This window comes from Mycobacterium sp. VKM Ac-1816D, assembly GCF_000416385.1.
Classification (GTDB): Bacteria; Actinomycetota; Actinomycetes; order Mycobacteriales; family Mycobacteriaceae; genus Mycobacterium; species Mycobacterium neoaurum_A.
Genome location: NZ_AOHQ01000111.1, coordinates 37,531 through 59,581, shown reverse-complemented (window position 1 = coordinate 59,581; position 22,051 = coordinate 37,531). Strand labels below are relative to the sequence as shown.

At 65.7% G+C, this 22,051-nt stretch carries 18 protein-coding genes; 10 read left to right on the top strand and 8 right to left on the bottom strand.

Annotated elements, in window-relative coordinates; genetic code table 11:
* The first annotated feature begins 50 nt into the window (after nt 1-50).
* From G154_RS03815 to G154_RS27035, 3 genes are all read left to right on the top strand, one after another.
* Nucleotides 51-1,037, top strand: coding sequence for a glycosyltransferase (locus G154_RS03815; RefSeq protein WP_023985197.1), 987 nt, complete (start codon nt 51-53; stop codon nt 1,035-1,037).
* Nucleotides 1,034-1,906, top strand: coding sequence for a glycosyltransferase family 2 protein (locus G154_RS03810; protein ID WP_023985198.1), 873 nt, complete (start codon nt 1,034-1,036; stop codon nt 1,904-1,906). The genes G154_RS03815 and G154_RS03810 overlap by 4 nt, the downstream gene beginning before the upstream one ends.
* A 205-nt stretch (nt 1,907-2,111) precedes the next feature.
* A complete protein-coding gene (locus G154_RS27035; RefSeq protein WP_019513393.1) occupies nt 2,112-2,393 on the top strand; it encodes a hypothetical protein in 282 nt (93 codons plus the stop codon).
* On the opposite strand, the gene G154_RS03800 is transcribed toward G154_RS27035, so the two are convergent.
* The 3 genes from G154_RS03800 to G154_RS03790 form a co-directional block, all read right to left on the bottom strand.
* Entirely contained in the window at nt 2,372-4,588 is a 2,217-nt protein-coding gene (locus tag G154_RS03800) for a molybdopterin-dependent oxidoreductase (protein ID WP_019513394.1), read from the bottom strand. The two genes, G154_RS27035 and G154_RS03800, sit on opposite strands and share 22 nt — an antisense overlap.
* 60 nt (nt 4,589-4,648) lie before the next feature.
* Nucleotides 4,649-5,113, bottom strand: coding sequence for a hypothetical protein (locus tag G154_RS26305; RefSeq protein ID WP_131701343.1), 465 nt, complete (start codon nt 5,111-5,113; stop codon nt 4,649-4,651).
* A gap of 1,078 nt (nt 5,114-6,191) precedes the next feature.
* Nucleotides 6,192-6,575, bottom strand: a complete 384-nt coding sequence (locus G154_RS03790) for a helix-turn-helix domain-containing protein (protein ID WP_023985199.1) — start codon at nt 6,573-6,575, stop codon at nt 6,192-6,194.
* Between the two features lie 105 nt (nt 6,576-6,680).
* On the opposite strand from G154_RS03790, the gene G154_RS03785 reads away from it, so the two are divergent.
* Entirely contained in the window at nt 6,681-7,541 is an 861-nt protein-coding gene (locus G154_RS03785) for an alpha/beta fold hydrolase (RefSeq protein WP_019513397.1), read from the top strand.
* Between the two features lie 10 nt (nt 7,542-7,551).
* Here the strand turns inward: G154_RS03785 and G154_RS03780 are convergent, their stop codons facing one another.
* Nucleotides 7,552-7,977 (bottom strand): Lrp/AsnC family transcriptional regulator, encoded by a 426-nt coding sequence (locus G154_RS03780; RefSeq protein ID WP_019513398.1) that lies wholly within the window; start codon nt 7,975-7,977, stop codon nt 7,552-7,554.
* Nucleotides 7,978-8,047: 70 nt separating this feature from the next.
* Here G154_RS03780 and G154_RS03775 point away from each other — a divergent pair, with 70 nt between their 5' ends.
* Nucleotides 8,048-8,686, top strand: coding sequence for a LysE family transporter (locus G154_RS03775; protein ID WP_019513399.1), 639 nt, complete (start codon nt 8,048-8,050; stop codon nt 8,684-8,686).
* A gap of 15 nt (nt 8,687-8,701) precedes the next feature.
* Here the strand turns inward: G154_RS03775 and G154_RS03770 are convergent, their stop codons facing one another.
* A complete protein-coding gene (locus tag G154_RS03770) occupies nt 8,702-9,637 on the bottom strand; it encodes an endonuclease/exonuclease/phosphatase family protein (protein WP_019513400.1) in 936 nt (311 codons plus the stop codon).
* A 56-nt stretch (nt 9,638-9,693) separates the two neighbouring features.
* Nucleotides 9,694-10,305 (bottom strand): TetR/AcrR family transcriptional regulator, encoded by a 612-nt coding sequence (locus tag G154_RS03765; RefSeq protein ID WP_019513401.1) that lies wholly within the window; start codon nt 10,303-10,305, stop codon nt 9,694-9,696.
* Nucleotides 10,306-10,428: 123 nt separating this feature from the next.
* Between G154_RS03765 and G154_RS03760 the strand changes: the two genes are divergently transcribed.
* The 5 genes from G154_RS03760 (at nt 10,429) to G154_RS03740 (ending at nt 18,105) form a co-directional block, all read left to right on the top strand.
* Nucleotides 10,429-11,487 (top strand): P1 family peptidase, encoded by a 1,059-nt coding sequence (locus G154_RS03760; RefSeq protein ID WP_023985201.1) that lies wholly within the window; start codon nt 10,429-10,431, stop codon nt 11,485-11,487.
* On the top strand, nt 11,484-12,896 hold the full coding sequence (locus tag G154_RS03755; RefSeq protein WP_019513403.1) for an APC family permease: 1,413 nt from the start codon (nt 11,484-11,486) through the stop codon (nt 12,894-12,896). Before G154_RS03760 ends, G154_RS03755 begins: the two co-directional genes overlap by 4 nt.
* Nucleotides 12,897-12,926: 30 nt before the next feature.
* Entirely contained in the window at nt 12,927-14,306 is a 1,380-nt protein-coding gene (gene zwf / locus G154_RS03750; protein ID WP_023985202.1) for a glucose-6-phosphate dehydrogenase, read from the top strand.
* Nucleotides 14,299-16,113 carry a glycoside hydrolase family 15 protein gene (locus G154_RS03745; protein WP_019513405.1) on the top strand — a complete coding sequence of 605 codons (1,815 nt, stop codon included), beginning with the start codon at nt 14,299-14,301 and terminating at the stop codon, nt 16,111-16,113. The genes zwf and G154_RS03745 overlap by 8 nt, the downstream gene beginning before the upstream one ends.
* Before the next feature lie 126 nt (nt 16,114-16,239).
* Entirely contained in the window at nt 16,240-18,105 is a 1,866-nt protein-coding gene (locus G154_RS03740) for a hypothetical protein (RefSeq protein WP_023985204.1), read from the top strand.
* Between the two features lie 12 nt (nt 18,106-18,117).
* Here the strand turns inward: G154_RS03740 and G154_RS25445 are convergent, their stop codons facing one another.
* Nucleotides 18,118-19,860, bottom strand: a complete 1,743-nt coding sequence (locus G154_RS25445) for a beta-galactosidase (protein WP_081649918.1) — start codon at nt 19,858-19,860, stop codon at nt 18,118-18,120.
* Nucleotides 19,861-20,026: 166 nt separating this feature from the next.
* A complete protein-coding gene (locus G154_RS03730) occupies nt 20,027-22,030 on the bottom strand; it encodes a fatty acid desaturase (RefSeq protein WP_019513408.1) in 2,004 nt (667 codons plus the stop codon).
* Nucleotides 22,031-22,051 lie beyond the last annotated feature (21 nt).

Below are 22,051 nucleotides of genomic sequence, written 5' to 3'. Positions count from 1 at the left end.
CTACCTGTCGCTGTATAGACACATGATCGCCACGGCGGGAGATGCGAACGATGATCGGCTACTACGTGCACCATCACGGCTACGGGCACCTCGCGCGGGCGATGAGCATCACCGAGCGCATGACTCGGCCGGTCACCGTGCTCACCAGCCGAGACGTGCCGCAGGACAATCCGTTCACGGAGGTGATCGTGCTTCCGCGTGACGACGGCGCCGACACGGTGCACGAGTCCACCGCGCACGGTGCGCTGCATTGGGCGCCACATTTCGACACCGGCTACACCGCCAGGATGAACGCCATCGCCGACTGGGTTCGCGATGCCCGACCGGAGGCTGTGGTCGTCGACGTCTCGGTTGAGGTGGCGACCTTCGCGCGTCTGCTGGGGATACCGGTGGTGGTGATCGCGTTGCCCGGTAACCGTACCGACGCTCCCCACACGCTGGTTCACACCCTCGCCGATCGCATCATCGCGGCATGGCCTCGTGAGCTTCGTATCCCCGAATGGCTTCGCCCTCATGACGACAAGACCGTCTACGTCGGCGGCATCAGCCGATTCGACGGTCGCCGAGTTCCCGCCCGCGTCAGCACCGGAAACATCGTGGTCCTCTCGGGCGCCGGCGGTTCCGACTCTGCGCAGACCACCGGTGATGGATCGGCCGAGTGGACGTGGCTGGGCGGACAGCACGGAGACTGGGTATCCGATCCGTGGCCGCACTTGGCCGGCGCAGATGTCATCATCACCCATGCTGGGCAGAACAGCATCGCCGATACGGCCGCCGCCGGGCGTCCGGCGATCGTGATTCCCCAGCGGCGCCCTTTCGATGAACAGCACACCACCGCAACGGTATTGGACAGGCATGGGTTGGCGGCCATCGCGTTCGAGTGGCCGGCTCCCGAGGGTTGGGGCGAGTTGACCCGACGCGCGTACGGGATCGGCGGGGAGCAGTGGCAACGCTGGCGTGTACACGGGGCTGCTGGTCGCGCGGCCGCCGCGATCGAGGAGACGGCGCGGGCATGCCGGGGCGTGGTGTCGGCATGAGAACCGCGGTCATCACCACTGTCCATGGGCGGGGCGCGCATCTGCAACGCCAACGAGCCGGATTGGCGGCCGGTACGGTTCGTCCCGACCTACAGGTCGTGATCGCGATGGATGATCCCGATGTGCACACCCATCTCGGTGGCGCGGGGTTTCCCACGGCCGTGATCGAGTGCGCCGTCGGAGCGGGCGGTCTTCCGCTGGCACGAGCCAGGAATATCGGCGCAGCGGCAGCTTTGGCTGACGGCGCGCAACTGCTCATCTTCCTCGATGTCGACTGCATACCCGCCCCCACGATGGTGCAGCGCTACCGTGACGTGGGCGCAACACCGTCACACCGTGACGCGCTGCTGTGCGGTCCGGTCGCCTATCTCCCACCCCCGGGTCCGACCGGCTACCCGGAGACCGGTCTGGGCCGATTGGCCAGTCCGCATCCAGCGCGACCCGCACCTGATGCGGATACCGTGCTGTCCGGTGGCGATCACCGGCTGTTCTGGTCGCTGTCCTTTGCCGTCACCGCACCCACCTGGGGCATCATCGGCGGATTCTGTGAGGACTACTGCGGCTACGGCGGCGAAGACACCGATTTCGCCCAGACGGCTGCCGCACTCGATGTGCCGTTACGGTGGATCGGGGGCGCCGAGGCGTTCCATCAGTACCACCCCGTCAGCGATCCACCCGTCGAGCATGTGCGCGATATCGTCCGCAATGCCCGAATCTTCCAGCGGCGCTGGGGCTGGCTACCGATGGGCGGTTGGTTGGACCAGTTCGAGGCGCGAGGTCTGATCACCCGGGACGCTGCCGGTCGTCCGTCGCTCACCGGCGACGAGTCGTGTTTGGTGCGGTCGACGGCGGGCAACCCGGCGACATGAAGGCTTCAGAGCTGACGACCGCGCCGTTCCGCGCGGGCGCCGCGCGGCGGGACGCCCGGCTGTTTCATCCGAGCGGTGCGCTGGTCCAGGGACGGGTCACGAGGTGCGCCGAACCCGGGAAAGGCCTGCCCATTGGCAACGGCCAGGTGATCGGGCGGATGTCCAAGGGCATCGGGACAGGATCTATTGGCTGCGTGCAGAACTGTTGTCGCCCAGCGCCTTTGCCAGCCTGGATGCCGCCGAGATCCGCCGCCGAGTGCCTGAGCAGTCGCTGGTGGTCAGCATCGAACAGGCCGAGGGCTCGGGGAAATTCGGTCCGCTGGCGGTACTGGAGTTCGATCGAGACCTCGAGGATGTCTGGCCGGAGGACGTCGCTTTCGATCCCACGCTCAACCGTGCCGACGGAGTGAGACTGCTTCCGGCCTGGCTGACGGCGTTGCGCCGGCGCGTCTATCGCGGCAGTCGTCAGGGCCGCGACGCCGAGTAACGGGCCGGACTCTCGGCGGGTTGCCGGACCGGCTCCAAGCGCACCGCCACACCGTTGAGCACCGACATACCCGCCAAAGCCTCCAGATCTTCGGGACGGTTGGAGGTCAGTTCGTTGACGTTCACGCCGGCATGGGCGTTTGCCAGCCGCCAGCCGCCGCCACGATGTCCCCATCCCTGGGGGATGGCGATGGTACCCGGCCCGAGCTCATCGGAGACCAAGACCTCTAGTTCGATGGCACCGGTGGCCGAGACGACGCGTACTCGACCGCCATCGGCAAGACCGGCCGCCGCCGCATCGGAGGGATTGACCCGCGCGCGCTGGGTGCGGTTACCTTTCATCAGGATCGGGCTGTTGTGCATCCAGCTGTTCTGGGATCGCAGTTCCCGGATCCCGATGGCCAGCAGCGGGAAGTCCACCGTGGTGCCGGGCGCCGTGCCGAGCCGAGCCACCTCGTTGACGATCTGGGGCGGTGCCAGATCGACCTTGCCGCCGGGGTGGGTGACCGCCTCGGCGAGCACACCGTGCGGTGCGTGCTCGGCCAACACGACACCATGCGGGTGTGCGCGCAACCGAGCCGGATTGAGGCCGCCGCGGCGCAGCCCGAACCTGTCACCGTAGGGGCCGATGCGCAGCAACGTGTGCATCATGCGTTGCGGGGTGATGCGCACACCGCGGCGTCGGAGCCACCGCAACACCGCGTTCAGTGGAGCGAGGGCGCCGGTGGCGAAGAGCGACAGCCCCATTCGTTCGGCCAGATCCTCGAAGACCTCCCATTCGGGGCGTGCCTGCCCGTATGCGGGCACCACCGGTTCGGCGGCCTGCAGGAATACCGTGGGACAGCAGGCCGCGTACGCCATCGGGAGGTCGTCGCGCTCCAGAAACGTGGTGGCGGGCAGGATGTAGTCGGCGTGCCGGTTGGTCTCGTTGACATACAGATCGAGGGACACAAGCAGATCCAATTCCCCCAGCGCGGACTCCAGGGCAGCGCTGTTGGGCACCGACAGCACGGGATTGCCCGCGAGCACGAAAAGGGCTCGCAGTTGTCCCTTTCCGCCGGTGGTGATCTCATCGGCCATCAGCGCAGCCGGGAACGAGCCGAAGACATCCGGGAACCCACCGATGCGCGACGTCTTGGTGTCGTAGCTGAACGCCCCGGACTTTTCCCCGAACTGCTCGACCGGGATCACCTGATGTGACATCAGGGCACCGCCGGGGCGATCCAGATTGCCTGTTGCGGTGTTCAGTGCGTCGATCAGAAAACTGACCAGCGTGCCGTGATGGCCAAGGCATGCGCCGGTTCTCCCGTACGCCACCGCGGTGCGGGCGGTGGCGAAGTCGCGGGCCAGTGCGCGGACGGTCGGCGCCGGGATACCCGTGCGGATGGCGGTGTCCTCGGGTGGGAAGTCCGCGCACAGGGCGCGTAGAGTTTCCGCGCCGACGGTGTGTGCCGTCAACGCGAGATTGTCCTGTAGATTCTCGGCGAACACCACGTTCAGCAGCGAGAGCATCAACCAAGCATCGGAATCGGGTCGGACCGCGACATGTTCGTAGGCGGCCGCCGTCTCGGTGTGGCGAGGATCGACGACGATGACGCGGCCGCCGCGCTTGACGATGCCGGCGAGGTCATCCTTGACACGCGGTGCGCGTAATGCGCTGCCGTGGGAGACAAGCGGATTGGCCCCCAGCATGAACAGGAAGTCGGTGCGCGGCAGGTCGGGGAACGGGATCTGGGTGGCGGCACCGTAGAGCAGCTTGCTGGCGACGTAGCGGCTGTTGATGTCCTGCGATCCGGCCGAGTACAGATGGCCTGCCCCGATCCGCTTCATGAACAGTCCCGACCACAGGCTGGCCGCGTACCCGAATGCCGAAGGGTTACCCAGATATTCGCCGACGGCTCCGCCGCCGTGCTCGGCGAGCACACTTCCCAGGCGGGTGGCGATGTCATCGAGTGCCTCGTCCCAGCTGACGGTTGCGAAGCTGCCGTCGGGCCGGCGCCGAAGGGGTTGCAACACCCGGTCGGGATCGTTCTGGACGTCGCTGAACGCGATCCCCTTGGGGCAGGCGCGCCCCTGCGAGAGCGGGTGGTCCTTGTCGGGCCTGAGTGAGAGCAGGCGGCCGTCCTCGACGGTGGCGATCAGTCCGCACAGCGGTTCGCAGATGCGGCAGTAGGTGATCTTCTTCTCGGCGGTCACGCTGTCCTCCTCGGTCGCGGACTTCCGCGAGGTGTGCTGGCCGTCACAGTAGGCGGGGTGTCAGTGGTCGGGCAAGCGGTGGCGCCGTTGTCGGAGCACGGTGCCACTGATTCGCCAAACTCCGTCTTCTTTCTTGAAGACAATCTCGCTACTGATATTGGTGATGTGGCTGCGCTCAGGTGGAAGCCGCGGGTCTGCGAATGATGTGACCAGATAGCCGATGGCTGTCGTCTCGCCGACCGCTTCGACGGTGAAATTCTCGACAGCTGCGGGGCCGTGCGCTTCGACAGCGACTCGTATCGGGGAGATGATGTCGTATGGCAGATCGACTTTCATCGGGCCGACTGTCGTCCTCTCAAGGATTTTTCGGTCGTGGCTGTTGATTGCGGTTACGTAGCCCTCGACCACTCGTAGCAACGAACTATGCGCTTTGCGTTCAGCGCGCTCGGTCACAATGTCCGCGTAGAGCCAGTATGTGCACGCGCCGACAAGCGCAGCGATCAGTGCTATGGCCACCAGATGCAAGGCGTCCTCCCGTTCTTCGAGTCGTATTCGCCGGAGATCGGCGAGCTGACAAAGCAATTCCTCTCAACAGGGAGGTCTGCGTCGGGCAGTGAGGAGTTCCGACAGTCGCCGGAACCGCGCACGGCCAAACGTCGTGTTGCCGACGGCGGGACTGAGGCCAGGGTTGTCAGCAATGAGCAGTGTGATATCGCTCGGTCCGGATGTCGGGAATTCAGCGGGAGGGTGAGTGAAATAGATTGTTCTGATCGAGGTTTCGATGAAGACGCTGACGTGAAGTGTGGCTGGTTCACCGAACAGGAGCTGACGATCCGGGCTCCGCGCGTCACCGATCGCCAGCACTCCACTTCCTATGGTGAGCGGTCCGCGGAACACGAGCCTGCCGAGCCCTCGCGTGTCAGAACCGACCAGCACTCGGGCGCGAACCCGTCTTCCGAGGAGCTCCGCTTCGTGAACGCTCATTGTGCGCACCCACAGGGCATGCACGGACCCGGCCCTATCGACGGTGGACGCGGCGCCGTCCACATAGACGCCCCCGAGTCCGCGAGCGCCGACATCTTCGATCGCCAAAACCGATCCGTCCGGTGTCACCCGTGCGTCACAGAGCAGCGCATTCATGGTCGTGGCCCCCTGACCTCACCGTTCCCACGCCTGGTTGCCACAGAAGCTGCTGTAGCCGGCTAGTCACAATTACCTGATTAACGTGTCACTCGCAATATGGAGTCGCCCCCGTCACTTCAGCTTGACATTTCAGTCAGTTATATGTGGGCGTGACGCCACGCACGTGCTGAGCTGGGCTGTGGGGGTACCGGGATGTGTGTGGCAAACGGGGGTTTGTGCGTGTTGGCGGTGGTCGGCGCGGTCGCGGGGTGTGGGTGATCTAGAAGCCGTCGAGCGTCGAATGCTCTACACCACTGCCCATGGTGGCGAGAAGATGCTTCCGAGCACTGCCACCTCGACGAACGCGCCCGGCGATCGGCACTGTCCGGCGGGCTCCACGCCACAATCACCAGCGGCAACACTCGGGGGTCGGCAAGGTCCCGGGCGTCACCCGATTGACCGTTCTACCTCGGCAGTACCACTAGCTCCTACGGTCGAACTCGATCCTCGCGTCGTCGACGGCGCGCATGTTCGACTCAGCCCAATTCCGCAGGGTGGCAAGCGGTTCGGACAGTGATCGCCCTAGGGGTGTCAGCTCGTAGTACACACTCGGCGGGGTGGTTGGCTGGACCCTGCGTGACACCAACCCATCGCGCTCGAGGTCACGCAGCGTGCTCGCCAGCATTTTGCGCGATATGCCCGCTGCGCCCCTTGAGAGCTCGCTGAAGCGGCGCTCGCCGGCCTCGTCGAGAAGCTTCACGAGCATTGCCGTCCACTTTCCGCCGACGCGATCGAGCAGATCACGGGTGGGGCACCTCACGTCGAAAAGATCGCCACGAGGCGCCCGCTTGGACTGCACGGTCACCTCGACGTAACCAGGGGCTGGGCAGGTGCCGTCTTCCCAGGCAAGTAGAGGTTTCCTACGGTAACCATGACTACATTCTTAACCACTAGGAGGGTTTCCGCGGCGATGACGATCGAGATTGCGCGCGTTGATGTCGGGGAGATCACGCTGAACACGGCGCTGGCTGGATCCGGACCGCCGATCGTGTTGTTGCACGGCTGGCCGCACACCTGGCGTTTGTGGGGCGGCGTGATCGAGATTCTCGCCGAAAGTCGCCGAGTCATCGCGCCAGATCTGCGCGGCACCGGTGGGAGTACCCGCGCCGCAACCGGTTACGACCTGCAGACGGTGGCGGACGATATCGACAGGCTGCTCGATGTATTGGACGTCTCCGACGCCCTGGTGGCGGGTATCGACGTCGGCGCGCCCATAGCGTGGATGTTTGCGGAGCGGCACCCGGCACGTGCCCGCAGGCTGGCCGTGATGGAGGCAGTGCTTCCGAATGCGCCCGGCGCCGAGGAGTTCTTCGCAGACGGTCCGCCATGGTGGTTCGGATTTCACGCTGTGGACGGCCTCGCCGAGGCCATCGTCACCGGCCGCGAGGACCACTACCTGGGGTGGTTCCTGGACGGGGGCACGGTGACGGCACTCGCCCCGGGTCTTCGAGAGGAGTTCGTGGCGGCGTACTCCGGCTATGACTCGCTGCGCTGTGGGTTTGAGTACTACCGTCGAAATGCCTTGAACAGCAGTCAAATCCAATCGGCAGTGGCCGACGCGCGCCGCGTTCCCGTGCCAACCTTGGCTATCGCGGGCGGGGTTGTCGGCCATGTGTTGGGGGTTCAACTCCAGCCGATCACTCAGAACTTGCGGACCGTCGACATGACCCACTGCGGCCATCTCATCCCCGTCGATGATCCCTGCGGACTTGCCGTCGCGCTCGCGGAGTTCGCCGATCCAGAGTCAGCTGATCCCCAGCAGTACAGCTAGCGCTCAACGATCAGCGGGAACGCAGTGCCACCCGCGTCTGTGTCTGCTCTGCTCCGCACTCCTTCTTGAGCCGACGCAGCAGCAGGTCCAGCGCGCCGGTATCCGGGACGTACGCCCGCAGCAGGTAGTCGTAGGGACCGGTCATGTGGATGGCGTCGACGACCTGGCGAACCTGCGCGATGCGTGTGGTGAACGTGTCGTTGTCGGTTTCGGCGTCGAGGCGGACATCGATGAATACTTCCAGGCCGCCCCGCGGACCGGGCACATTCTGGCCGGCGAGGATGGTGTAGCCGAGGATGACCCCCTCGGTTTCCAGCCGTCGGACTCGGGCCGCCGCAGCATTCGTGCTGAGTCCGACCAGGCGGCCGAGCTCACTGAACGAGCAACGCGCATTTTCCCGCAGGATCCCGAGAATTTGCTCGTCCAGACCGTCCACGCTTGGTATTTTAACCGTCCACCGGAGATTTTGTCGGTGCGCGCACGGGGAGGACGCGCACACTCGGCGGGTGCTGAATGACATCGTGGCACCGGCCGTTGCCGGGGTGGTGGCTGGGCTCGGCGTGGCGATGCCGCTGGGCGCGGTCGCGGCGCTCTTGCTGCGTGAGGGACTGGTCAACGGGTTCCGCACCGCGGCCGCCGGGGCCGCGGGTGTGGCGACGGTGGATCTGGTCTATTGCATCATCGCGGCGCTCACCGGCGCGACCTTCGCGCGGGCGATCGATGATCACCGTGGCGTCTTCCTGCTCACATCGGGGGTGCTGATCGTCGCGATCGGCGTGCGGCAGCTGTGGCAGGGCATGAGACAGCCGCCGCGAGCGGCAGCCGAGGTAGAACGAGCGTCGGCGCCGGCGGCGTTCGCCCGGTTCGTCGGGCTCACGGCGATCAACCCGATCACTTTGGTGTACTTCATCGCACTCTCCGGTGCAGTGACCCATTCCGATGGCTCGTGGATCGGGTCGGTGATCTTCGTGGCCGCGGTCGGCGGTGCGTCGCTTACCTGGCAGCTTCTTCTGGCCTGGGTGGGCTCGGCCTTCGGTGGGGCGTTGAGCCTGAGCGCTACTCGCGCCATCGGCGTCATCGCTTCGTTCCTCATCGTCGCTCTGGGCATGGTTGTGGTGGTCAATGGCGCTGCCGCACTTGGCTAGTCGCCGGCCGTCCCGTCAGCCCACGCGGGCGAGCAGCGCCAGGTGATCGGCACCCGGGACCTCGTGCGCCGTAACCGCCGCGGCGCCGAGGCCGCGTAGCAGGATGTGGTCGATGCCGACCACCGGCGGATAGGTCTTGTCCGTCGGGTACGTGGGCAGCCACCCGGCCCCCGCGAGTTGCCCAGCGTCGCGGTAGCCACCGGTGAGCAGGTTCCGGAAGCGCACGTGGTCATAGGTGGCGTTGTAATCACCGAGCGCGACGACGGGTCGACCCTCGGGAACGCCCTGCAAAACAGCTCTGATGCGGCCCAACTCGGAGTCCCAGGTGCCCACGTCCAGCGGTGGCATGGGGTGCAGCGCGAAGAGCTGCACGTCGCCGCGGCCGGGAACGGTGGCGACAGCGGTCAGCGCCGTCATGACGAAGCCGGGCACGACGCCGGTGTTCTTGAGGGGGTGGCGGCTGTAGAGCGCGGTGCCGTTGGCCAATGCTGCCGGACGCACCAGTGCGTGTGGAAGGTCGATGGTGATCGTCGTCGCAGAAATTCGTTGTGCCGCCTCATCGGTGACCTCGTGAACGGCGAGGACGTCGACATGGTTGTCGCGCACCAGCTTCGCGAGTGCCTCGGCGTCGCCCGCCCCGACCTGGATGTTCGCGGTGAGCACCGTCAGGGCCGGGTCTGTGGGTGCGGGCTCGCCGCGCCACAGCGGCGCCTGCACCCAGATCCCGGACGCAGCCAGCGCGGCGGCGAGCACCAGGCGCCGCGGGGCGCGAGCGTACAGAAGGCACACCACCGCGGTCACGGTGCAGGCCGACCAGAGCACCGGCGAGACCGCGGCGGCGGCCACTGTCACCCGATCGACACCGGGCCAGAAGTGCAGCACGAGCGCAAGGAGCGCACCCAGCAGCGCCGCGGTCCCGACGATGCTTGCCGCCGTCCGTAAGAAACTCATGTCGACATCCTCCGCACTGCGCCGTCACTGACCTCAGAAGCGCAGGTGAATTCCCATCACACCGTGTCGGGTAGCTCCGTGCCCGTGGCCAACCGGGCGTAGTCGCGCATGAGCCGCAGTGCCACCGGTCGGTCCAATTGGGGATCGCGCGCCACGATCCGGTAACCGAAGTAGTCCTCCATCGCCATCAGCGTCATGCCGATATCGCGGGCGGGGGAGCTCAACACGAACGCCCCGGACTGCGCGCCGGCGGCCAGCAGGTCGGCATAGAGCCCCACCTGCCGGTGGTAGATCGCCTGGACATCGCCGCGTTGATCCAGCTCGAAGCCTGCGGCAAGTACTGCCCGCCAGATGGCCCGCCACTCGGCGTCCTCGGGGCCGGTGGGCAATCCGGCGGCGATGGTGAGTGCCAGTCGGGTGCACGGATCGTCGGTTCGGGTTCCGATCTCCAGCCGCTGCTCATAGAAGCGGATGTCGGAGCGCAAGGCGAGTTCGGACAGCAGTTCCGGCATGTCTTTGAAGTAGTAGCGCAGCGCGTTGGTGGTCAGGCCCAGTTCAGCGGCCACATCGGCCAGTCGCAGGGAGGCCAGGTCGTGGCGCTCGATGACGGCGATCGCCGCGTCCAGGATCTCGGTACGCCGCTCCTGCTGGCGGTTGGGTCGTGCCATCGACGCGCTGCTCCCCTCGAAAGTCGTTCAGACCCTATTTTGCCGTTCCTGTTGCGCAGCGCACACGACGGGCGCATAGTTCTTTTCCAACATGGAAAATAACTCGTGAACGAGGCGGGAAGAATGCGTGCCAGAGATCTCGGCGTGATCATCGGGGGACACCCCACCGGAACACACAACGCGATCACCGACGTACCCGGCGTGCGTGTCGGCCAGACCACTCTGCAGGGCGATGGGATCAACACCGGGGTCACCGTCGTCGTTCCACACGACGACATCTGGACCGAGCCGGTGTTCGCCGGCTCCCATGTCCTCAATGGCAGCGGTGAGTTGACCGGCCTTGAGTGGATCCGCGAATCCGGGGAACTGACCACCGCGATCGGCCTGACCAACACGCACAGCGTCGGTGTGGTCCGCGATGCACTCGTGGCTGAGCAGGTCCGTGTCCGAGGTGACGGTGCGTACTGGTCTCTTCCGGTTGTGGGCGAGACTTACGACGGATTCCTCAACGACATCAACGGGTTTCATGTCCGGCCCGAGCATGTGCGGGCCGCCCTGGAATCCGCATCCGATGGGCCGGTCGCCGAGGGCAACACCGGCGGGGGCACGGGCATGATCTGCCACCAGTTCAAGGGCGGCACCGGCTCCGCATCACGGGTCCAGGGCTATACCGTCGGGGTGCTGGTGCAGGCCAATCACGGTCGGCGAGAGCGTCTTCGAATCAACGGCGTACCGATCACCCAGCCCGATGTGCCGCTGCCGGCCATTCCTCCCGGCTACGCACCCGGATCGGGATCGATCATCGTCATCGTGGCCACCGACGCGCCGCTGTTGCCGCATCAGTGCCAGCGCATGGCGCAGCGCGCCGCACTCGCGGTCGGCCGGCTCGGCGGCACCGGCGAACAGTACAGCGGCGACCTGATGCTCGCGTTCTCGACGGGCAATCGCGGTATCCCGCCCTACGGTGCCGTCGAGGGCGCACCGGAGGTGGCCCGCGAGATTCCCCTGCGAATGGTCGGCCCCCAACTGATGGACCTGCTGTTCGACCTCACCATCGAGGCCACCGAAGAGGCCATCGTCAACGCCATGGTGGCCGCCGAGACGGTGACCGGATACCGCGGCTACACCGTGCATGCCATCGACCACGACCAGCTAACCTCGGCCCTGCGGGAGAACTCATGACCACTGCCCAGAACGCGCAAACCCAGCGGCTGTCCGGACGTCTCGGACCCGTCGGAATCGTCTTCATGGTTGTCGCGGCCGCCGCACCATTGACGGTGATCGGCGGCAACATGCCCTTGGCGATGGGACTGGGCAACGGCGCCGGTGCGCCCGTCGGCTTCCTGATCGCCTCCCTGGTGCTGTTGGTCTTCAGCGTCGGCTTCGTGACCATGACCCCCCACGTCCCCGAAGCCGGCGCGTTCTTCTCCTATGTGACAGTCGGTCTCGGTGAACGGATGGGTAAAGGCATTGCCGTGGTCGCGCTGATCGCCTACACCGCCATCCAGGTGGGCATCTACGGCTACATCGGTTGGGCCATCGGCGATACTGTCGCGTTCTACAACGGCCCGACCATTCCCTGGCCGGTGTATTCCTTCGCGATCCTGGCGATTGTGGCCGTGTTGGGCTACCGGCACATCGAGCTGAGCGCCAAGGTGCTCGGCGTGGCACTGGCGCTGGAGATCGGCATCGTCGTCGTCCTGGACCTCGCCATCGTGGCCGACCCAGGTCCGGCCGGCATCACGTTTGTCTCGTTCACGCCCGAGGTGTTCACCCAGGGTGTCATCGGTATCGCAATCCTTTTCGCGCTCACCGGGTTCATCGGATTCGAGGCCACTGCCGTGTTCCGTGACGAGGCGCGTGATCCCGAGCGCACCATTCCACGGGCCACCTACGCCGCGGTGATCCTGATCGGCGCCTTCTACACCCTGACGGTATGGGCCTTCGTCGTCGCGATCGGGCCGGATCAGGTGGCCGCCACCGCACAGCAGACGTTGGACGGCGAGGCCAACATGTTGCTGGACACCACCGATGGCGCGCTCGGCCGCATCGGCCGCGATATCGTCAACATCCTGCTGCTGACCAGCCTTTTCGCGTGCGTGCTTTCCTTCCACAATGTGATCGCCCGCTATCAGTTCGTGCTGTCGCGCAAAGGCCTGATGCCGGCCCGACTGGGCACGGTGCACGGCAGCCATGAGTCCCCTGCCTTCTCCTCGGTGGTCCAGACCGTGACCGCGGCGGTGATCGTGGCAGTGCTGGCCGTTCTCGGAATCGACCCGCTGGTCGGTGTTTTCGGGTCGATGGCCGGCGTGGCCACGGTCGGGATGGTGCTGTTGATGCTGACCACCTCCGTGGCGGTGCTGGTGTTCTTCCTGCGGCACCGCGAGTTCGGCGGTGGCAAGCTGTGGCAGACGCGACTCGCGCCGGTGCTGGCCGTACTCGGCCTGCTGGGCAGTCTGTGGCTGGTGTTGTCCAACTTCACGCTCGTCACCGGAGGCAGTGTCACCCTCAGCACCATTCTGGCCGCGGTGCCGTTCGCCGGGCTGATCCTGGGCGCCCTGTTGTGGAGGCCGGTACGCAATGGTGTTTAGCGGGCACCCGTTGGTGGGCAATAAACGAGGGTGCCCCGCCGAGACCTGAGCCCACACGTCTTCGTGGTGTTCGGCGCCACCGGCGACCTGGCGGCCAGAATGCTGTTCCCCGGGTTCTATCGGCTGGCCGCTTCCGGCCGATTGCCCGATGACTACGCGATCATCGGGTCGGGTCGCCACGCCCCCGAGGACTTCGGCGATACGGTCGCCGCCGCCCTGCGTGAGGCGATCGATGATCACGACGACAAGGTTCTGGCGGACTTGCTCGGGCGGTTGAGCTTCGTGGTGTCCGACGCCGACGACGGAGCCGAACTGGCGGACGCGGTGCGCCGCAGCCGGGAAGACGTCGGCCCCGACGCCCGCGTGCTGATCTATCTGTCGGTGCCACCAGAGGCGATGGAGCCGATGATCGACATGCTCGGTCGCGAAGGACTGGCCGAGGACGCCCGAGTGGTGGTGGAAAAGCCGTTCGGGACCGACCTGGAATCGTCGCGCCAGCTCGACTCTGCCCTCAAGGAAATCTTCGACGAGACGCAGATCTACCGGGTCGATCACTTCCTCGGTAAGGAGGCGGTGCAGAATATCCTGGCACTGCGCTTCGGCAACGGATTCTTCGAGCCGGCCTGGCGCGCAGGAACTCTGGAGTCCGTCCAGGTCGACGTGCCCGAGACGCTCACCATCGAGGGACGTGGCGGCTTCTACGAGTCGACGGGATGCTTCCGCGATATGGTCACGACTCATCTGTGCCAACTGCTCGGAGTCATCGCGATGGAACCGCCCGCGCGTCTCGACGAAACCGGTCTGCGCGACGCGAAGGCCGCCGTCTTCGACGCCATGCGACCGATGGACCCGCAGCGGGTGGTCTTCGGCCAATACGAGGGCTACCTCGACGAGGATGGCGTAGCAGACGACTCCCAGGTCGAAACGTTCGTCGCCGCCCAGGTATTCGTCGACACCGAGCGGTGGCGTGGCATCCCGTTCTATCTCCGTACCGGAAAAGCCCTCGGCGACAACCGACGTACCGTCACCCTCACCTTCGCTGCATCGACCGATCTGTTCGGACCCCAACGCAACCGGCTCGTGCTCGAACTCACCGACGAACCGACCATCGGCCTGCACCTGGCCGCCAAAAAGCCGGGACCCGGGCTAGACGTGATGGCTGTCGACGCAGACTTCGGTATGGGCCGGTCCGAGGACACAGAGGTGCCGATGGAGGCCTACGAGCGGTTGTTGTTCGACGTGATGCGCGGGGATCAGCTGCTGTTCACCCGCGCCGACGAGGTGGACCGACTCTGGCAGATATGCCAGCCGGTGTTGGACAGCCCGCCGGAAGTGCGGTCCTATCCCACCGGATCGTGGGGACCTGAGGCGGCCACGACGCTGACCGATTGGCACCTGCCGGATGACTGAGGCGCTCGCGATCTCCCAACACGGATTGATCGGCGACCTTCGGACCTGTGCGCTGGTCGGCGCCGACGGCACCATCGACTGGTTCTGCGCGCCGCGTTTCGACTCCGCCAGCGTGTTCGCCGCCATCCTCGATCAGGACAAGGGCGGCAGCTGGCAGCTCACCCCGTGCACCGACGTCACCCGCACCCAGCAGTTCTACTATCCGGACACCGCCGTGCTCATCACGCGTTTCCTCACCGATGGCGGTGTGGTCGAAGTCCACGACTTCATGCCGGTGCTCGCTCCCGACGAGGAGGCTCATCGCCAACGTCTGGTACGCCGGATCAGCGGCGTCCGCGGCACCATGCGCCTGCAGATGCGACTGGACGCCCGCCCCGACTACGCCCGTCAGTCCTGCACGGCCGAATACACCGGGGACGGTGTGTTGATCACCGGCGACGGGGTGCGGCTCGGCCTGATCGCCTCCACCGATCTCGATATCGAGGATGGTCCCGAAAACAGCGTGGTGACAGCGGACTTCGAACTGGCATCGGGTCAGACCGCGCTGTTCGTGCTGGAGATGCTGCAGGACGGAGACGATGTCACCGCCGACACGATGAGCCGGACCGACGACCTCTTCGACGCCACCATCGCGTTCTGGCGCGACTGGATCTCCACCTCCAGCTACACCGGCCGCTGGCGGGAGATGGTGCACCGGTCGGCCATCACACTGAAGTTGCTGACCCACGAACCCACCGGTGCGATCGTGGCCGCCCCCACCATGAGCCTGCCCGCACCTGTTGGGGGAAGCCGCAATTGGGACTACCGGTACGTGTGGATCCGGGATGCCGGGTTCAGTCTGTACGCGTTGCTCCGGCTCGGATATGTCAACGAGGCAAGCGATTTCATCCGCTGGCTGTCCGAGCGGATGGGCCAGCGCGACGGCGATGACGACCGCCGGTTGGGTCCGCTGCGCGTCCTCTACGATATCGACGGCAAGCCGCCCGAGGAGCATGAGCTCGACCATTTGAGCGGCCACCGTCATTCCCAGCCGGTACGGGTCGGTAATGCCGCCGCACGCCAACTCCAGCTCGACATCTACGGCGAGATCATCGACTCGGTGTATCTGTTCAACAAGCACGGTCCGGGTATCAGCCATGATGCGTGGCACGACGTGATCGCGATCGTCGACTGGGTTGCCGAGAACTGGGATCGCACCGATGCGGGCATGTGGGAGATCCGCGACGAACCTCAGGCCTACACGACCTCACGGCTGATGTGCTGGGTGGCGATCGAAAGAGCGATCCGGATCGCCCGGGCACGGGGACTTCCCGGTGATCTGGTGTCCTGGTCCACGGCTCGCGACGACATCTACGACCGCATCATGACGAAATCGTGGAATCCCGATCTGCAGTCGTTCACCCGGGTCGAGGGCGGTGACGATCTGGATGCCGGTCTGTTGCTGATGCCGATGGTGAAGTTCCTGTCGCCCGCGGATCCGCGGTTCCTGTCCACGCTCGCCGCGATAGAGAAACATCTGGTGACGGACAGTTTGGTCTTTCGTTATGAGCCGGGCACCGATGGGTTGGACGGCGAGGAAGGCACCTTCTCGATCTGCTCGTTCTGGTACGTCGAAGCGCTCACCCGGGCCGGACGGCTGGCCGATGCCCAGTTGGCGCTGGAGAAGATGTTCACCTACGCCAATCACGTCGGGCTGTACGCCGAGCAGGTGAGCGCGACCGGTGACCAGGTCGGCAACTTCCCGCAGGCATTCACCCATCTGGCGCTCATCAGCGCGGCGATCAATCTGGATCGCGCCCTGTCCTGACCGTCCGAGACGCTCCTCGGCGGACCCGGCGGGTTTGCCAAAACGGCGTCCCGCGTGCGCTTTGTGGCTACTGTCCCATGACATCGCATGTTGTCAGCGTCGGGCTGGAGCGCAGGGGGGTCGTCGATGGAGGCTGTCGAGCGGATGGATGTGGCCAGGACGCGGCGGTCGTGGCGGTATGGCGTAGCCGCGGTCACTCTGAGCGCGGGCCTTGTCGTTGCACCGATACACGGTGTGGCCTGGGCGGAGGGATCCGAATCGACCGGCGGGACCGGATCGAACTCGGCTCCCGCCGGCCCGACGTCCACCCGGCCCGACACCAGAAGCGAGGAGACCAAAAGCCCCGCCGATCGTGGGGGAGAGAACGGGGCCGAGCCGGTCCGGCCGGGTCCGACCGATCACCGGGAAACCGACGACAACGATTCGGTCGACCTCAAGGATCACCAACCGGAGGCAATCGAGCCGGATGGTGACAGCGCCGGTACCCCCGCACCGACTCCCGACGTCGACGTCCCGACACCGGACACCGGGGAAGTCATCACGCCCGGCATCACCCCCGAAGATGATGAATCCGGGGAACCGACTCAACCCGAACCCGGCTCGGACCAGCAGCCCGAGCCCACCCGCGATCCGCAACCACCCCTGACCGAATCGACGCCGCAACCCCTGGCGTCGTCCGGCTCACTGGCCGAGCGCTCTCGCGACGACCGGTTCGAAGCCCGGCCCGCCCCGACGTCGACTCGTGCCGAGGCCATCGGATCCGTCGGCCTGCTCACCGCCCCGGTGTCGCAACCCGAACTCGGGACCGTGACGCCTGCGGCGGCTCTGGTCGAGGTCACCACACCTACCCCGCCACAACCGCTGTCGCCGATCGCGGCGCTGATCGAACTGCCCGGCCGCATCGTCAATGCGATCCTGCAGTTCCTCGATTTCACCGTGGCCGCGACCGGGCCGCGCAGTCCGTTCCACATTGCGCCGATCAACGATCTGTTGTTTGCCGCATTCCGGGAGCTGGAGCGGTGGGCGGGTCTGCATCAGACTCCGGCGGTACAGCCGGCGCTTCCCACCATGGTCTACACCGGCCCCACCGACCGCCCGACGCCGACGGTCGCGCAGTTCCTCAATGCGTCGACGGCCGCGTACGGCCTGGGCACCACACCCGGCGGCCTGGTCCCGTTGACCGTCAACGGTTTTCAACTGCAGTCGACCAACATCTTCTCCGGCATGTCGGGCAAGGCGTGGGTGACACCGCAGGGCCAGGTCATCATCGCCTATCAGGGCACCACCGGTGGCACCAACCTGCTGTTCAACCCGCTCATCACGATCGCCCAGATTGTCGCCGATCTGCAGGTCGTCCTGACCGATACGACGCCGTGGGCCTTCTACGATGCGTTGGACTTCGCGCGCCGGGTCCAAGAGGAAGCTGCCCTGCAGGGATATGCCCCCGACGACGTGTTCGTCACCGGTCACTCACTGGGCGGGTGGGAGGCGCAGTTCGTCGCGCAGCAGACCGGTCTGTCCGGTATCGGTTTCGAGGCCCCCGGAATGAACACGAGGGTCGACGGCAACGGTGCCACGTCGAACTTCGTCAACATCGCTCAGTACGGCAGTCCGGTGGCGTTCATGTCGACCGATCTGCCTGGGCTGCAACCGTTCCTCCCGCCGTTTGTGGCCGGCGGCGGCCTCAAACCGCACTACGGCCCGATCGTGATGATCGGTGACCGGGCGGCGATGAACCCGATCGTGAACTCCGCGGCCATGTGGGGCACCGGCCTGGTCGGCAGCGTCATCTTCGCGATCGACTTCTTCGCCAACTTCTTTCAGTACCACCTGATGGGTGTACAGGCCTATCACCTCGACGTCGATCCCGACCCCGGCGTGGTCCCATGGTTGGGCACGCGCCAGGGAACTGTACACACCGGCTACGGCGAGCTGACCATTCAGGAGCTGCTCAAGGCCGCTTCCGATGACGGCATCCTGATCGCCCCCTGACGACGGATCGACTCAGTCGGCGGTGCCGTCAGCCGAATCGCCGGCCTCGTCACTCGGTGTCCGGTCGACCGGATCTTCCTTCGTGCCATCCGAAGTGCCGGTGACGAGACCGGTGTTGACCGCTGCGGGCTCATCGGTGATCGAGGGCACCTCCGGATCGGGAGTCGTGAGCTCCCGGCGGATGTCCACCTCGTCGGTCGAGTCGACAACCTCTCCGTCCTGACCCTCGCCCCCGGTGAGGTCGGCCTCGACCACGGGAGCGGAAGGCTGTGCGGGCGGGCCGGGTTCGGTGGTCTCCGCGATATCGTCCGGTGTGGCCTGCGCCGTGATCGAGCCGCCGTCAGAGTCGTCAGAGCCGCTGCTCACCTGCCGGGCCAGCATGCGTGCCGACTCCGTGTGCGGACCCGCGGTGTCGAGCTCCGGCGGTGCGTCGGTGGTGACCGTCGTGCTGGCGGCCGCAAGGCGATTGACGCCTAGGATCGACCCCACGAAGCCGACGACCGCCTGGACGACCTGGGTGATCAGGTTCGGAATGAAGGCCAGTGCCTGACTGACCGCCCGCACGATCTGCTCGATGAAGGCCTGCAGGGGGTTGACCACCGGACCGGTCGGCGGGTTGAACTCGGCGATGAGGTTCTTGAGCACATCGGCGGCCGGCTTGCGGTCCCACGTGTAGGTCCACAGCCCGAGGTTGTCCTCCGGGACGGTGCTGTTGGGTTGGGTGTCGCGGGTCTGATAGATGAACACCGGGCCGGCGCCCTGGACGTTCTGCCAGGTGCGCAGCAGATCCTCGATGAACGCTGCCTGCTGTTGTTCGGTCAGCTGGGAGTTCTGGTAACTCACGTTCGTCGGCTGACCGTACTCGGTGATCCACACCTTCAGATTGCCGTCGCCGTTCTGGACCATCAGCGCGCGCATCTCGCCGAGTTGTTCGATGGGGTAATCGAATTGGTCGATCTGGGTGGCGCCGTTGGAGAACGGCAGTGAGTACAGGTAGGGGTGATAGGAGATGGCGTCGAAGTAGCCATGCGCCCCGGCGTCGTACATACCCTGCAGGAACTCGACGGGACTCATGGCAGCCCCGTCCGGGTAGGTCGGTCCGGGTACTACTGAACCGGCCACCACGATCGCCGACGGGTCGGCCGCCTTGATGGATTGGTAGCCCGCCTTGAGGAGCTCGGTATAGGCCGCGGGATCGACCGGATCGAAGAAGATCCTCGCGGTCGGCTCGTTCCAGATCTCGTAGGTGGAGATGCGTCCCGCGTACTTCTCGGCGAGAACGCCGACGAAGTCTCCGAACTTCTCCGGATCGGGGTGGTTGACCAATCCGGACGATTCGGGCTCGGCCGAGGCCCACGCGGGCGTGTACAGGATGGTGCCGAGAATGCCCATATCGCGCTCGCTGGCCTTGGCGACCAACAGGTCGAGTTTGTCCCAGTCGTAGACACCCTCTTGGGGTTCGATGGCCGCCCAGAAGACACCGAGCCGGATGCTCTTGACGCCCAGGCTCTCCATCGCGTCGAGTGTCCGATCGATCTGCGCCTCGTCCATGGCGTAGAAGTCGTAGCCCTCGGCGATCCCGATGGAACTCGGTAGCTCCGCGATGGCGGCGATCGGCTGCACGGCGTAGCTCGCCGCCCGCGCCGTGAACGCGGTCGCCGGGCCACCGATCCCGCTGATCAGGGACAGGGTCACACCGGTGCTCACCGCCACGATGGCCAGGCGTTTCAGTGGGTTACGGCTAGGTCGCCCCATGGCTGATGTCCTCACACGCGCTATTGCACAGGAAACTCACAGTAGTGCGCTGGGAGAGGACCTGATCGGTCTTTCGGTGCATTCCAACCGGTATTCGCGACGATCGACACTGGTATCTGGACGGCACAATGTTGCTGCCGCAAGAACATCCGCGCCCCGGCCCCCATCATGCGTCGAAGTCGACCCCCACCGTCGCACTGGTGGGGCGAGACTGACAGGTGAGGATGTGCCCGGTCCGCACCTGCTCGGTGCTCAACGCGAAATTCTGGTCCATGGTGACCGTGCCGGAGGTGAGCGTCGCCATGCACGTCCCGCATGCACCACCCATGCAGGCGTACGGTGCGGCGATGCGATTACGCAAGGCGGCCTCCAGCAGCGTCTCACCGGCATTGAGCGAGACTGTTCGGGTGGCGCCACGCAAGCCGATGGTCAGTTCCGCGGCGATCGAGTCCGACGGTGCGCTCGGCGCCGCGTGCGCATGGAAGAGTTCGAGATGAATCTTCTCAATCGGTACTCCGGAGTCGGTCAGGTTGTCGCGTAGGTGTGTCACCAACTCCTGTGGTCCGCAGAGCAACCAGCGGTCCACCGCGTGCACATCGCTGCCGATGACACTGCGCACCATCGGATAGTCGATGCGACCTGTCAGCACCCCGGACGTCGGTTCGGCGGATCGCACGTGCTGCACGCGAAGCCGATCGCCGAAGCGGCACTGCAGATCCTCGAGTTCGGCACGGAACATCGTCGATTCCGTGGTCCGGTTTCCGTAGATGAGCGTACAACGACTGTCACGTTCGATCTCCAGAATGCTCGTCACGGCGGACAGCACCGGGGTGATCCCACTGCCCGCCGCGATGGCCACATACTCGCCTCGGATGTCCGGGTCCGCCGGCGGGCAGAAATCCCCTGTGGGAGGGCCCAGTTCGAGTGTGTCACCGGCCCGTAGTCGTTCGGTGGCGAACGTCGAGAACAGTCCGTCGGGGATTCGGCGGATCGCGATGGCGAGTTCACCGGAACCGGTGGAGGTGCATATCGAGTACGTGCGCCGAATGTACTGCCCGTCCAGTCGGTGATGGACGGTGAGATGTTGGCCTGCGCGGAAACGGAATTGCTCGCGTAGGTCGGCAGGAACATCGAAGCTGATCCGGACGCTGTCGGGCGTCAGCGGGTCGACGCTGCGTACGACCAGGGTGTGGGTCTCTCCGCTCTTGCGGGGGGCATGCACCGGGAGCAACCGAGAAAGACTGCCGTTCAATTCTTTCCAGGTATGGTACTGCTCGGCATCGAGTTGCTGCCCGAAGGCCGTGAGTAGCGCCGGGTTGTGCTCCAGATAGGCCGCCTCGTTGCGTCGCCACGCTGCGACGTAGCGGTGGAACGGGATCGACGGATGTAGATGGTGGACCAGGTGGTAGTTCTGCGACAGCAGCAAGGGAGTCAGAATCCACTCGGCACCAACGCGGTTGCGGGTGGCTCGATAGCGATTCTGCCGGTGGGTGTCGGTCAGATCGTGGTGGGGCAGCCAGTCGAACCACCAGGCCAGCACGAACACCGCGATCCGTTCGGGGATGAGATAGACCAGTGCCAGCTGCCACAGGTGTCCGGAGAATCCGGCGACCGCGACCGCGGCAACCGAGAACGTGATCAAGGCGGCGGTTTCGAGGATCTCCGAGCGCGGGCGGGTGTCGATGTTGCGCACCAGAAAACGCAGATACGGCACGTCCATCAACGGGAAACGCAGCGGGAGTTGCCAGCGTGGGCCTGCGGTGACGAAGTGGTCGGGATCGTTGTCGCCGTCGTTGGTGTTGAGGTGGTGTTGGATGTGGATGAAGGCAAAAGATCTGAACGAGATAAGTGGTGAGACGAACAGCATGGCTGCGCGGCCGAAGGCTGCATTGACCCAGCGGTGGCGGCTGATCGAGTAGTGCGATGCGTCGTGCAGCACGGTGAACAAGACGAAGATCGCTGCGGCGCTGAGCATGATGGTCACGACGGCGGGCAGCCGCGACGTCAGGGCCGCCCAGGTCGAGATGCCGAACACGCCGACCGCGGCCACGAAGATGGCGGCTGTCGGCCAGGACAGCGTCGGGATCTGCTCCCCGGTGTCGGGCACGGGTTCCGGCGTAGTGGCGGAGGCACCGGAGTGCGGGGTGGGCTGCTGGATGGTGATGGACACGGCGTACGTCCTCTTCCGCGA

What these genes read in the sequence shown, in the direction of transcription:
- G154_RS03815 (WP_023985197.1), top strand. Translation starts at nt 51, where the DNA reads ATGATCGGCTACTACGTGCACCATCACGGCTACGGGCACCTCGCGCGG.
- G154_RS03810 (WP_023985198.1), top strand. Translation starts at nt 1,034, where the DNA reads ATGAGAACCGCGGTCATCACCACTGTCCATGGGCGGGGCGCGCATCTG.
- G154_RS03785 (WP_019513397.1), top strand. Translation starts at nt 6,681, where the DNA reads ATGACGATCGAGATTGCGCGCGTTGATGTCGGGGAGATCACGCTGAAC.
- G154_RS03770 (WP_019513400.1), bottom strand. Translation starts at nt 9,637, where the DNA reads ATGAGTTTCTTACGGACGGCGGCAAGCATCGTCGGGACCGCGGCGCTG.
- G154_RS03765 (WP_019513401.1), bottom strand. Translation starts at nt 10,305, where the DNA reads ATGGCACGACCCAACCGCCAGCAGGAGCGGCGTACCGAGATCCTGGAC.
- G154_RS03760 (WP_023985201.1), top strand. Translation starts at nt 10,429, where the DNA reads ATGCGTGCCAGAGATCTCGGCGTGATCATCGGGGGACACCCCACCGGA.
- G154_RS03755 (WP_019513403.1), top strand. Translation starts at nt 11,484, where the DNA reads ATGACCACTGCCCAGAACGCGCAAACCCAGCGGCTGTCCGGACGTCTC.
- G154_RS03745 (WP_019513405.1), top strand. Translation starts at nt 14,299, where the DNA reads ATGACTGAGGCGCTCGCGATCTCCCAACACGGATTGATCGGCGACCTT.
- G154_RS03740 (WP_023985204.1), top strand. Translation starts at nt 16,240, where the DNA reads ATGGAGGCTGTCGAGCGGATGGATGTGGCCAGGACGCGGCGGTCGTGG.
- G154_RS25445 (WP_081649918.1), bottom strand. Translation starts at nt 19,860, where the DNA reads ATGGGGCGACCTAGCCGTAACCCACTGAAACGCCTGGCCATCGTGGCG.